Source organism: Streptomyces sp. NPDC053542 (assembly GCF_044544685.1).
In the GTDB taxonomy this organism is placed as follows: domain Bacteria; phylum Actinomycetota; class Actinomycetes; order Streptomycetales; family Streptomycetaceae; genus Streptomyces.
This window is the reverse complement of sequence record NZ_JBITXL010000001.1, coordinates 813552-826323: the sequence shown is the minus strand read 5'-3', so window position 1 is coordinate 826323 and position 12772 is coordinate 813552. Positions and strand designations below refer to the sequence as shown.

The 12772-nt window shown below is 70.4% G+C and carries 10 protein-coding genes; all 10 read right to left on the bottom strand.

Annotation, left to right across the window (positions count from 1 at the left end):
- Positions 1 to 71: 71 nt before the first annotated feature.
- The 10 genes from ACIGXO_RS03560 to ACIGXO_RS03515 all read right to left on the bottom strand — a co-directional run bounded on the left by ACIGXO_RS03560 (position 72) and on the right by ACIGXO_RS03515 (position 12742).
- Positions 72 to 1523, bottom strand: coding sequence for an amino acid permease (locus tag ACIGXO_RS03560; RefSeq protein ID WP_399779568.1), 1452 nt, complete (start codon positions 1521 to 1523; stop codon positions 72 to 74).
- 150 nt (positions 1524 to 1673) lie between these two features.
- Complete coding sequence (locus tag ACIGXO_RS03555) at positions 1674 to 1889, bottom strand: dodecin (protein WP_223732417.1); 216 nt, start codon at positions 1887 to 1889, stop codon at positions 1674 to 1676.
- A gap of 103 nt (positions 1890 to 1992) precedes the next feature.
- Positions 1993 to 2454 carry a universal stress protein gene (locus ACIGXO_RS03550; RefSeq protein ID WP_399779566.1) on the bottom strand — a complete coding sequence of 154 codons (462 nt, stop codon included), beginning with the start codon at positions 2452 to 2454 and terminating at the stop codon, positions 1993 to 1995.
- A 46-nt stretch (positions 2455 to 2500) separates the two neighbouring features.
- Positions 2501 to 3481 (bottom strand): patatin-like phospholipase family protein, encoded by a 981-nt coding sequence (locus ACIGXO_RS03545; protein ID WP_399779564.1) that lies wholly within the window; start codon positions 3479 to 3481, stop codon positions 2501 to 2503.
- Positions 3482 to 3512: 31 nt separating this feature from the next.
- The gene (locus ACIGXO_RS03540; protein ID WP_399779562.1) at positions 3513 to 5384 is read right to left on the bottom strand and encodes a peroxidase family protein; all 1872 of its coding nucleotides are present in this window, start codon (positions 5382 to 5384) and stop codon (positions 3513 to 3515) included.
- Between the two features lie 30 nt (positions 5385 to 5414).
- Positions 5415 to 7325 (bottom strand): GMC family oxidoreductase, encoded by a 1911-nt coding sequence (locus tag ACIGXO_RS03535; RefSeq protein WP_399779561.1) that lies wholly within the window; start codon positions 7323 to 7325, stop codon positions 5415 to 5417.
- Entirely contained in the window at positions 7322 to 7714 is a 393-nt protein-coding gene (locus ACIGXO_RS03530) for a hypothetical protein (protein ID WP_399779559.1), read from the bottom strand. The genes ACIGXO_RS03535 and ACIGXO_RS03530 overlap by 4 nt, the downstream gene beginning before the upstream one ends.
- A 65-nt stretch (positions 7715 to 7779) precedes the next feature.
- Positions 7780 to 8811 carry a hypothetical protein gene (locus ACIGXO_RS03525; RefSeq protein ID WP_399779557.1) on the bottom strand — a complete coding sequence of 344 codons (1032 nt, stop codon included), beginning with the start codon at positions 8809 to 8811 and terminating at the stop codon, positions 7780 to 7782.
- 253 nt (positions 8812 to 9064) lie between these two features.
- The gene (locus ACIGXO_RS03520) at positions 9065 to 11926 is read right to left on the bottom strand and encodes a peroxidase family protein (protein ID WP_399779555.1); all 2862 of its coding nucleotides are present in this window, start codon (positions 11924 to 11926) and stop codon (positions 9065 to 9067) included.
- Positions 11927 to 12076: 150 nt separating this feature from the next.
- Complete coding sequence (locus ACIGXO_RS03515; protein ID WP_399779553.1) at positions 12077 to 12742, bottom strand: PAS domain-containing protein; 666 nt, start codon at positions 12740 to 12742, stop codon at positions 12077 to 12079.
- Positions 12743 to 12772 lie beyond the last annotated feature (30 nt).

The window sequence follows — 12772 nt, the reverse complement described above, 5'->3', positions numbered from 1 at the left end:
TAACGTGCCCGCGCGCCGGATCTCTCCGGCGCGCGGGCACGTTTCTGCTTCGACCGGGCCCTGCCGCCCGCTCACAGTCGTCCTTCGCGGTCCTCCAGGTCGGAGATCTCGCGGTGCGCCTTGCCGAGCTCGGAGCGGCGGTAGGAGTACGCGAAGTAGATGATCAGGCCGATCAGGAACCACACGGCGAAGCGGACCCAGGTCTGCCACTCCAGGAAGGTGATCAGCCAGATCGAGAACACCACCCCTATGGCCGGAACGACCGGGACGCCCGGGCACTTGAACGTCCGGGGCAGGTCGGGGCGCTTGTAGCGGAGCACGATGACGGCGATGCAGACCACGACGAACGCCAGCAGGATGCCGATGTTGGTCAGCTCGGCGGCCTCCGCGATGGGCAGGAACCCCGCGATGACGGCCGACGCCACCCCCACGATCCAGGTGACCCGGGTCGGGACGTGGCGGGTGGGGTGGGTTTTGGCGAACCATTTGGGGAGGAGGCCGTCGCGGCTCATGGAGAACCAGACGCGGGTCACGCCGAGCATGAACGTGAACATGACGGTCAGGATGCCGATGATCGCGCCGACCGCGATCACGTCCGCCAGGCTGCTCAGGCCGACCGACTTGAACGCGGTGGAGAAGCCGCTCTCCGGGTCGATCTTCGTGTAGTGCTGCATGCCGGTCAGCACCAGGCAGGCCAGGACGTACAGGACCATGGAGATGAGGAGTGAGTAGAGGATCGCCTTCGGCATGTGGCGTTGGGCGTCTTTGGACTCCTCCGCGGCGGTCGACATGGCGTCGTAGCCGAAGACGGCGAAGAAGACGGTGGCCGCGCCCGTGAACGCGCCGCTGGCCCCGAAGGGGAAGAACGGCGAGTAGTTCCCCGTGTTGATGTGGAAGAAGCCGACGGCGATGACGACCAGGACGACCAGGACCTTCAGGCCCACCACGATCGTCTCGAACCGCGCGGCGTTCTTGATGCCGAGGGTGAGGAGGTAGGCGATCAGGAGGCAGAGGACCGCGGCGAAGAGGTCGACGCGGTGGCCGTCGCCGGTCCCCGGTGCGCCCAGCATCCAGGCGGGCAGGTCGACGCCCATCTCGCCCAGCAGGAAGCTGAAGTAGCCGGAGATGCCGATCGCCACGACGGCGACGATCGCGGTGTACTCCAGCAGCAGGTCCCAGCCGATGAACCAGCCCACCAGCTCACCGAGGACCGCGTAACCGTACGTATAGGCGGAGCCCGCCTTCGGGATGAGCCCGGCGAACTCCGCGTACGAGAAGGCGGCGGCCGCGCTCGCCACGCCCGCGATGAGGAACGACACCAGTACCGCGGGACCGGCCTTGCCGTTCGCCACGGTGCCGGCGAGGGTGAAGATGCCCGCGCCGATGATGCCGCCGACACCGATGGCGGTCAGCTGCCACAGGCCGAGCGAGCGGGTCAGCTGTTCGCCCTTGCCGCCCTCGGTGTCCTGGATCATTTCGATCGGTTTGCGGCGTAGTACGCCCTGTCCCGCACGCAGCCCCATGGGATGTCCTCTCGTCGGTCCGACGGCGGATCATCATCGTCCTTATCGGACGCTTACGGAAGGCGACTCCCCATAAGAGCCTGTGGATCCGATCCGGCTACGGATCCGTCTACGGGTTTCCGTACGGCGGTCGCGGGCGGCGACGCGGGGTCAGTCGGAGTCCTCCAGCCGGAAGCCGACCTTCAGGCCGACCTGGTAATGCTCGATCTCGCCGTTCACGATGTGGCCGCGCACCTGCGTCACTTCGAACCAGTCCAGGTTGCGCAGCGTCTGGGACGCGCGCCGTACGCCGTTGCGGATGGCGGCGTCCACGGTTTCGTGGGACGTTCCCACAATCTCGGTCACACGGTAGGTCCGGTCGGTCACGGCAGACTCCCTCGTCGGCGTGTCGGTTCGGCGTGTCGCTTGGCGCGGCGGTGCCCTTCTCACACAGTGCACCGGGCCGCCCGGCCCCGCCTCCCGAGCGCGGTTACGGGACGACCGTCACCGGCCAGCGGCCCGCCTTGACCAGCCGTACCGCGACCGAGCCCATGATCCGGTGCCCCGCGGACTCCGACGCGCCGACCACCACCGCGTCGGCCTTCAGCTCGTCCGCCATTTGGAGCATCGCGCTGTACGGATCGCCGCGCACCGTGTGGAACTCCCACCGCAGGTCGTAGAAGCCCGCCATGCGTTCGGTCGCCGCGCGGATCTCGGCCATCAGCTCCTCGGCTATCTCGTCCGTGGTGTGGACGACCGGGGCGCCCAGCGTGGCGCCGGCCGGCAGCACCGGCTGGACGTACACCAGGACCAGCTTCGACCCCTGGCGGCGGGCCAGCCCGGCGGCGTACGAGGCGGCCCGCCACGACGACTGCGTGCCGTCGATGCCGACGACGATGACCTTGGGCCCGTCCGTACCGCGCTCGAAGGGCGCGGGCGTCTTCTCCTCCACGGGTGGAGGGTATCCGTCCGCGCCCCAGTTCGAGCCTCCGGCCCTGTTACGGGCTGTCGGGATGGCGCTTGCGCCACTCCAGCAGGAAGTCGTCGGCGGCCCGCAGGCCCATCTCCAGCAGGGCCCTCCGCCCCTCCTTGTCCAGGGTGAAGTCGGTGATGCCCACGTTCGAACAATCGACGGTCATGCACCGGTCCCGGACGCCGGGCCGGTCCAGGTGGGTCTGGTCATGGCCCACCAGCCCCGTACTCACCACTTCCTGGAGCAGCCGCAGCGGGGGCGACATCACGAGGGACAGCACCGGGAACAGCTGTCCGATGCTCGCGGGGAGATCGGGGATGATGCGTACGCCGAAGGTCGGCCAGCGCTCCTCCTTCCCGTCGGTGCGGTCGAAGCACTCGATGGCGAAGTTGGAGAGCACCCCGCCGTCGACGAGCACGGACGTCTCCCCGGTCTCCGGGTCGGTGAGCGTCCGCGGCTGGAAGTAGAACGGGATCGACAGCGAGGCCCGTACCGCGTCGGCCACGAGCTGTTCGTCCGGCGGCAGGTGGAACAGGTGGTAGTCCCACGGCAGCCGCAGCAGCCGGCCGTGGGTGACATCGGTCGTCATCACCACCAGCTTGTAGCACTGCCGCGGATAGGTGGCCGGATCGGCCCCGCTGTCCTCGCGCCGCAGGTCCCCGAACGTCTCGACGCCGAGCGCCGCCAGCTCCTCGCGGATCAGGTTATGGATCCAGTCGCCCCGGTAGGCGCCGCGCCGCATCCAAAGGGCCATGCCCTCGCTCAGGAAGGGGACGGCCGGCGGGAACCGGTCCGGGACGCGACGGAGGTCGAGCCGTTCGATGAGGTCCCGGAGCTGGTCCGAGCTCATCCCCGCGGCCGTGAAGGCGGCCACGATGGCGCCGACCGAGGTGCCGGCTACGCGGGGAAAGGTGTAGCCCTCCTCCAGCAGCCGGATCACCGCGCCCGCGGCGCCGAAGCCGCGTACGCCGCCGCCTTCCAGCACCAGGTCCGCTGTGTTCGGCATGCTCCTGCTCGCCTCCTTCGGTCACGCCGGGTCAGGTGGCCCGCTCTTCCTTGTGCTCCCGCTTGCCGCCCTCGGTGATGTTCCACGTGGCGAAGGCGTTCTTCACCAGGGAGAGCGAGGAGCGCAGCTCGGGGTGGTGGCGCAGCAGCACGGTGCCGAAGGTGTTGTCCTCGATCCACTTCATGCCGGCCTTCGAGTACACCTCCGGGGTGAAGTACTCGGTGAAGAACCGGTCGCTGTTGAGCCGCCGCGACGCCATCAGGATGAAGATCCGGAAGGCGGTGTCGCTGAACGCGAAGCCGGCGGGCCGGCGTTCGGCGTACATGCCGACCATCAGGTCGACCTTCTCGATGTCGTTGTTGTAGATCTTGCGGATCTCCCTGGCCCACATCTTGTTGTCGGTCAGGTCCTCGAAGTCCCGCGCCGGGTTCAGCCGCAGCAGCCGGCGGAACTCGTTGTAGCGCGGGATGCCCAGCTCGCGGTTGCGCAGGATGTCGGTCGCCGCCAGGTCCTGCAGATGGCCGTCCGGACGCTCGTACTCCTGGAGGAACTTGGGGAAGTTGTGGAGCGTCACCAGCCCCGGCGTGAGCGTGCCGAAGCTGTAGAAGAGGTCGCTCATCGGGATGGTGTCGAGGATCTTGAGACATTCGGGCCCGGCGATCTCCCGGAAGTTGGCCTCACGCAGCGTGCCGTCGTCGGCGGCCGCGCGGAAGTGCCAGTCGTCGCGGATCAGCGGGTGCATGCGGTAGACCGCGGCGAACTCCTCCGTCAGGGAGTACGGCACGCCGTAGTGGTCGGTCTCGCTGCCGGGGATGCCGCTGATGATCTCGCTGTCGCTGATCCTGCCGAACGTGTTGCGCACCCGCTCACCCGCGATGCCCCACCAGTTGGCGTGCAGCGCGGCGACGGTGGTCGGGTGGCTGATGACGGCGGGGGTCCACTCCACGGTGTGGATCTTGGCGAGCAGGGCCGCGTTGATCAGCCGCGCGCGCTGGAAGAGCTCCTCGTCGCCCCAGGTCGGGTAGTTGGCGTGGAGGTGGTCGCAGATCGCGTTGTGCTCGCGTGTGAACAGCGACTCCATCATGGCCAGTCCGAGCCAGAACCCGGGGACGCGCGCGGGGTCTTCGCCCGGCGCGGCCGGGAACGGCAGCTGCCCGTCGTTGCCGAGGTTCAGCTTGCCCTGTTCGCCGGAGCGGCGGTGCCGCTGCTGCTCGGCGTTGGCACCGTAGATCTGCGAGCCGTCCCACCAGTGGGAGAACTCATTGACGTGGGTGATCGGCGTCTCGGGCGGCGCGGCCGGGTCCCGCGTGGGGTCGTCGGGCGACCGCATGATGTACATGGGCCGCTCGGGCCACGGGTCGCCTTCCAGCAGCGGGACCTCCCACGGGTTCTCCTTCGGGCTCTTGCCGTGGCTGAACCAGTCGCGGACCATGAACTGCAGCCAGGCGGCCAGCAGCGAGTTGGCTCCGGGGGCGGGCACGAACTCGGTACGGGTCAGCAGGGTGCGGCTGACCTCGCGGGGGTCCGGCGAGCCCAGCACGTCCTCGCGGCTGCTCGGCGCGATCTTGTGGAGCGGGATATTGCGGCCGAAGCGGGAGCCGGCCATGCCCATCCGCGGGTTCTTCAGGTCGTTGTAGGAGCCGTCGGCGGTGCGGTTGATCCGGTGGCTGTCCCGCGGCGGTTCCACCTCGGGGAGGTTCACGGCCGGCAGCTGCGAGGTGTCGTGCAGATTGTGCCGGCGCAGCGAGATCCGCAGGCCGAGCACATTGAGGAGGCCGAGCGGCACCGGCAGCCGGTCCCAGCCGATGCGGCGGTCGATGTACTCCGCCGCCCACGTGATGATCTTGAAGGGCAGGGACGAGCGGTAGCCCGCCGATCCGTTGCCCGTTTCCTGCTTGGCCATGATGAAGTCCCCTGTTCGCCTGCTCAATGGTCAGGTGGTTGGGTCGGCGGCGTCGGCGAGGATCACCTCGCTCGCCTTCTCGCTGATCATGTAGACCGGCGTGACGATGAAGAATCCGGGGATGCGCGGGAAGACGGAGGCGTCCACGATGCGCAGCCGGCCCACCCCGTGCACCCGGAACCGGCTGTCCACGACGGCCGAGGGGTCCCCGGCCGGGCCCATCTTGCAGGTGCACGAGGCGTGGTGGCCCCATGCCTCGTCCTGCACCCAGCGCCGCACCTCGTCACGGGAGTCGATGTCGGTGCCGGGCCACAGCTCCCGGCGGATGACACTGTCCGCGCGGCCGTTCAAGGAGCGTACGAACTCCACGGCGTCGACCATCGCTTCGAGGTCGTTGCCCGCCTTGTCCGTCCCCTCCGAGAAGTAGTGGAAGTTCACCAGCGGCGTGTCACGGGGATCGGTGGACCGCAGCCGCACCCGGCCGCCGCTGTTCTGCGTACGGCTCTTGAGCACCGCCCAGGTGAAGCGGTCCTTCTTGCGCAGCGATTCCTTGGAGTACCCCGGGTAGTAGCCGCGGAAGTCGGCCGGGATGCCGAAGATGAAGAGATCGGGAAGGTCGAGCTCGGGACGCGACTTGCGGATGATGCCGATCACCGCGCCATTGGTGGTGTAGAGCCCTTCGCCGCGCTGCCACGCCCGGTAACAGCTGTCCGGTGCGACGCCGGGCTGCGGGGCGTGGAAGGTGCAGTCCTTGATGACCGGGAAGTCGCGGTTCATCTGGGAGACCACCCCGACCTCGTACCGGTCCTGGAGGTTGGCGCCGACACCCTGGAGGTCGGCCCGCACCGGGATGCGGTGCCGCTCCAGCTCCTCGCGCGGCCCGATGCCCGAGAGCATCAGCAGCTGCGGGGTGTTGAACGTGCCCGCCGCCAGTACGACTTCACGGCCGGCCAGCGCGCGGCGGGTCACGGGCAGCTCGGTGACCGTGTCGGCCGCCGGGTCGGCGCGGTAGGCGTGCGGCTGCTGGACGTAGTCGATGCCGGTGGCCGTGCCGTGTTCGTCCAGGACGATCCTGGTCGCGAGGGCGTTCCGGCGGATCACCAGCCGGTCCGGATGGGCCGCCTGCACCGACATCACGCGCTCACGGGCGGCGCTGCGGTGGCCCCGGGTGGTGGAGAGCGGGATCTGCCACAGCCCCTGGAGGGAATCGGGCTGCAGCCGCCAGTCGTTCGGGTCGACCAGCGAGCCCAGCCCCTCCTTGGGGGACAGCGGGCGGCCGAAGAAGTCGGCCAGGGTCACCTCGGCGGCGGAGAGCAGCACCTTGAGCAGCTGCTGGTCCTGGATGACCAGGCCGGGGTCGGCGAGGTTGGTGGGCAGCCAGCCGTCGAAGCCGTGCCGGGACCTGTTGACGTACCGGTCCGAGACCAGCGGCAGCAGCTTCAGCAGTGAGCCGAGCAGCGGGATCGGCGGCAGCTCCTTGGGCCGCCGGCGGTACTCGCAGCGCTCCAGCCGCTCGAAGTAGCCGCGCATCGCCGAGCTGCGCCACGAGGAGTCGCCGGTGGCCTTGGCGATGTCGTCCCAGTCACGGTTGTACGGGTACACCGTGATCAGCGCGTGGTGGGCGGTGCAGCCGCCGACCGTGCCGGCCCGCGGATACAGGATGCCCTTGTCGGCCACCAGCTTGCTGTCGCGCTGCCCGCGCTCCTCGTCGGCGTAGTGCTGTACGAAGTAGTCCCAGCGCTGGACGGGGTCCTCGGAGGCGTCCCCGTGGAAGGCGGGCACCTGATAGTTGTCGTTGTCGTGCGAGTCGCCCGCGTCCAGCAGCAGCACCCGCATGCCCGCGAGGGCGAGGTTGGCCGCGAGCGGTGCCCCGCCGGCCCCGGCGCCGACGATGATGTAGTCGAAGCCCCGCTCGGGTTCGGGGGCGGCCGGGCCGGTCATCGTGACTGCTTCCACGCTCGGAGGCACAGGGCCACGTTGGTCGCGGAGATCGCGGTGAGGAGGGCCGAGGTCCGCGGCGAAACCATGCCGCGGATGCCCAGCAGGGCCGCGGTCATCGTGTCGCTGCTGTGGATGAGCAGCCCCTCGCGCAGACCTTCCTGGAGTTTGTCACCGCTGTCGGTGAACATGTGCAGGCCCAGCAGCACCGTACGGATACCGAAGAGCCGGAAGGCGTAGACGGCGGCGGGCGGGGGAGGGGTGGTGCCCTCCAGCCGCTGGATGAGAACGGTGGGTGCCACCAGTGCGGTGGCACCGTTGAACAGGCGGATGGACGCCAGTGCGTACTGGGCGTACGGGCGGAGTGCGGGTTCCTTGGTCTTCCCCATCATGTGCTTCCCCCGACTGCGGTGGATGTCGGTCTCGGTGGCGTCGGCCGGTCAGCGCCGGCCGCACGTCATACGGAGCTGTGCCGGCCGAGCCGGGCCGCGCTGCTGGCCTCGTACAACGTCTTGCGGGAACGGTTGAGATTGCCGAGCGGCCGGAACATGTCCGTGGTGTTCCACGGCGTGAACGCGAGCGGCTCGATCCGGCGGGAGACGGCCTGCGCCTCCTCGCTGTCGATGTCCTGGCGCTCGATGGTCAGCACGGCCACCGGCACCGCCGGAGCGATGTCTTCCGGCCACACCACCGAGGCGTCCTCGACGGGGGTGCGCGCCTCGTCCACGAACAGCTGGAGGCACAGTTCGAAGACGACGTCCTCCTGGGCCAGCCGCCGGGCCAGCTCGGTACGCAGATAGCGAGGATCGGAGCGGACCCGCCCGGGTGCGGGCGTACCGGTGTCCCGGGGGCGCAGCAGATACCGGACCGGGCCGGCGTCGGCCCACAGGATCGGGCTCTGGCTCCAGTAGGTCTCCCGGGCCAGGCTGCCGATCTTCCGGCCGGTCGCGGCCTGGAGGACGCGGCGCATCCGGTTCGCGGTGGACCAGCCCACGGCCCGCGGGAGGACGAACAGGAACCGGAAGGCCACCGCCGCGGTGGACGCGGCGCCCGCCATGACCGTGGCGAAGGCCACGAACTCCCGGGCGTCGGCGGCGTGCGAAGCCGGTGTGTTGAGCATCAGCAGGTCGTGGCTCTGGTCCTGCGCCGCGTGGATGCGCAGGGCCACGCCGCGCAGATCGGGGGCCGCGTCGGGCCGCGGGATCCCGGTGGAGCTCGACAGCCGCACGGTGACCGGGTAGGCGGCACCGGGCTGCGCGTAGCCGCCGCTCAGCCGGGCCGGCAGGGAGTCGAGGAAGCGCAGCCGCGCGTTCTCCAGGCCCAGCACGGGCACGGCGTGGAAGACCCGGGCCGGACTGCCGGCCTTCGCCGCGCGCTGGTTCTTCTGCTGCACCCGGAGGATGTCGGCCCGGAGCCGCTCGAAGAGCAGGCCCTCGGCCTCGGCGCTGCCGCCTTCGTAGCGCTCGTACTGCAGGGGATCGGCCATCATACCCACCCTTCGTACGGGCCAGGGATTGGCGACGCTACCGAGCGGCGTGGGCGACGGCAGCGCGAGTTTCGGGCCCATTTCGCGCCCGGCCCGGGGGCCGGGCGCGAACCGGCAGAGGCGGCGACGGAGCAGGTCAGCGCCGGGTGCGAGGGTGCGGACCCGGCCCGGTAAGGGGCGATACGGTGCCTTCCCTCCCGCCCGCCACACCCGGCCGTGCCGCCCATGGCCGGGATCCTTCACCGCGCGCGGACACTCACGACTCCGCGCCGGTGCCGCGCACCGGGAGCACCGGACGCCAGGGCGCGAAGGCACCGGCGTCGCGGGGCAGCATCGCCGCCAGCTCCGGGCAGTGCCGCAGGATGACGGAGTTCATCCCGTTGCGCGCCACCCAGTCCATGCCCAGCGGCGTGTAGATCTCGGGGCGGAAGTCGACGGTCAGGAACCGGTCGGACTGGATGCGGCGGCTCGCCATCAGGATGAAGATCCGGAAGGCGGTGTCGCTGAACCCGAAGCCCTGCGGCGGGGTCTCCGCGAACAGCCCGACCATGGTGTCGATCTCGTCGACGTCCCGGTACACCTCCTTCAGGAGCGCGGCCGTGTCCGGGTCGGTGGTGACCTCCTCGAAGCGGGTCAGCCGCGGCTTGTGCAGCCCGGCCCGGAAGTCGTTGTACCGCGGCACGCCGCGCCGCCGCGTGCGTACCAGGTCCACCACCGACAGGTCGATGATCTCGCCGTCCCGCTCGAAGTGGGTCAGCGCGCGCGGGTAGTTGTGCAGGGTGATCGCGCCCGGGTGCGCGATGCCCAGCGAGTACAGTGAGTCCGTCAGGCCCGTCTTGCGGGCCAGCCCCTCGGCCGCGCCGCCTTGCAGGTCGTTGAAGGACAGCGCTTCCAGGCGCTGCCCGAAGTGGTGCTCGCGCAGCTCGTAGTCGTCCGGGATCAGCGGGTGCATCCGGTAGACGGTGACGAAGTCCTCGGTCAGCGAGAACGGCACGTTGTGGTGGTCGGGCAGGGACTTCGGGATGCCGTGCAGGGCGCTGGACTCGACCAGCCACAGGCCCAGCTTCTGCACCCAGTTGTTCGGCGGGCCCTCCCAGTTGGTGTGCAGGCTGATGTCGATGGCCTTGGTCGCCAGGATCGACGGCGTCCACTCCACCGTGTGGATCTTCGCGATCAGCGCGGAGACGATGAGCCGGGCGGTCTGGTAGACCTGCTCCGCGGTCATCTTCGGGTATTCCCTGTGCAGCGCGTCGCAGACCGCGTTGTGCTCGCGGGCGAAGAGGGTGTGGATGACCGACAGGCCCAGCCACCAGTTCTCGTTGAAGCCGGTCAGCGGGATGCCGTTGGAACCCATCGGCAGATGGCCGTCCTCCAGGCGCAGCTTGGCGCCGTCCGGCTCGCGCAGGCTGCGCGCGGCGCTCTCGTTGCCGCCGTACAGCTCCGAGCCGTCCCACCAGGGCGAGGTGGTGTTGGTGAAGAGGATGGGCGGCTTCCCCGGGCGCTCCAGGCCCCGGTTCTCGGCGATCCGCATGACGTTCTCGGCCGGGCCGCCGGGGGTGTTGTACCAGGTACTGCCGGGCGGCAGCGGCACCTCGACCGACCGCTCGGCGAGCGAGTACCGCTGGTGGTCGACCCAGTCGTGGACCTGGAACTGGATCCAGGCTGCGGCCAGCACGTTCAGCGAGGTCGCGGGCTGGAAGGCGCGGCGGTGCAGCAGCTCGCGGGCCACGGTGACGGGGTTCGGGGTGTCGAAGAGGTCCGGGCGGTAGACCGGCTTGAGGTTGCGCCCGAACGTGGAGCCGGCCGCGCCCATCCGCGGCGCCGACAGGTCGGTGTGGGAGCCGTCGTACGAGCGGGCCGTGCGGGCGCGCTCGTCCACCGTCTCCGGCACCGGTACCGCCTTCGGCGGCGCCTCGGGCAGGTCGGTGTCGATGAGGTTGGCGCGGCGCAGCACCTGCCGCAGGGCGACCAGGTTGAGCAGGCCCGCCTCCAGGGGCAGCCGGTGCCAGGGAATGAAACGGTTGAGCGTGGTGAACGCCGCCCGCAGCGGCACCCCGAGCACCGTGTTGTGCAGCGGCTCCTCGGTCAGGAAGCGGGTGCCGAGGCGGTGTGCCGCGCTCGCCTGGTACGTGGCCTTCCTGGCCCGGTTCAGATTGCCCAGCGGGCGGAAGTCCTCCGTGGTGTGCCACGGGTTGAACGACAGCTGTTCGATGCGGCGGGCCGCGGAGCCGGCCTCGGCGGTGGTGATGTCCTGGCGCGGGATCGTCAGCCGCGCCACCGGGATCACCGGCGCGTCCGACTCCCGCCACTCCGAGGCGCCGTTCTCGATCGGCGTGCGCCGCTCGTCCACGAACCGCTGTACGCACAGGTCGAATTCGACGTCCGCGGCGGCCAGCCGCTCGGCCAGCTCGTGCCGCAGGTGGTCGGGGTCGTGCCGGTCCGGGCGGGGCGCGGGCGCGCCGCCGGGAGTGGGCCGCAGCTGGTAACGCACCGGGCCCGCGTCGCCCCACAGGGACGCGCCCCGGCTCCAGTACGTCTCGCGTGCCAGCGAGCCGACCGTGTGCCGCGTCGCAGCCTGCACATTGCGCCGCATCCGCGTCGCGGTGGACCAGCCGACCGCCAGCGGCAGCTTCACCAGCAGCCCGAACGCCTTCTGCAGCGGTGTCCTGGCGCCCGCCAGCGCCTTGGCGAACGCCACGAACTCGCGGGCGTTGCGCGCATGGCTCACCGGGAAGTTGGCCGCCAGCAGATCATGGGTCTCCTCCGGGGACACCTCCACCCGCACGGCGATGCCGCGGATGTCGGGGGAGACGTCGGAGCCCGGTATGCCGTAGGCGTTGGACAGCCGCACCAGCGCCGGGTATTCGGCCCCCGGCTGGGCGTAGCCCTGGGCCAGCGCGGGCGGCAGGTCGTCGTTGAAGCGCAGCCTGGCGTTCTCCACGCCGAGGACGCCCTTCGCATGGAAGGCGCGCTGGACACCTGGTGCCCCGCTGCTCCTTTGGTTCCGCGACTGCACGCGCATCAGTTCGCGCGCCAGCTTCTCGAAGAGCAGCCGTTCCGCCTCTGGACTGCCGCCTTCGTACGTCTCGTACTGCACGTAACTCACGGTGTCGGCCATGGGTCCGCACCCTCCGTACGGGAAGAAGAGCGGCCGACGCTACCGGCCCGGGCTCGGCCCTGGCACGGTCCGATTCGCGCCGATTCCGCCCGGCCTCCGGCATCCGCAGGGGAGGCCGGCGCCGCGGTCGTCGTACCTCTTCCCGTGGGCTCAGCCGTCCTCGGCCGGAGCCGGGGGCCAGGCCGTGGGGGAGAGGAGGCCGAGGGTGTAGGCGCGGGCGATCAGGGCGGTGCGGTTGGGGACGCGGAAGCGGCGGGTCAGGCGGGTGAGGTGGTAGTTGACGCCGTCGACGGTGAGGCCGAGGTCCTTGCCGATGGCGGCCGTGGTGGCGCCGGCGGCGGCGAGGGCGAGGATGCGGGACTCCACGGGGCCGACCTCGGCGGCGGGCGGCGGCGCCGGGCGGTCCTCGTGGATGCGGAGTATGGCGAGGAGCGCGGGCGGCTCGTCGGAGGGGTCGCCGACCGGGTCGAGGGTGAGCATCCCCTCGCGTTCGGGGCCGTCCGCGCCCTCGCGCCAGCGGACCTCGACCGGGTAGCGGGAGCGGCGGCCCATCCGTACGGCCTCGACGAGCCGGCCGACCTGCGAGATCGCCCGGGGGCTGAAGTGGTCCAGGAGGTTGCGGCCGCGCAGCCGGCCGCGCGTGGTGCCCCACACCGCGGCCATCGCCGGATTGGCGATCAGGACCTCGCCGTCGGCGCGGCACACCGCGACCGGCAGCGGCATCCGGTCCAGCAGGATCAGGAAGTAGTTGTGCCAGGAGGAGGCGGCGCTCGGCACGTGGGAAGCGTCGAACATGTCGGACGGCTCGTGCGGCATGAGGCCGTGTGATCCTTTCCCTCCGTCCGC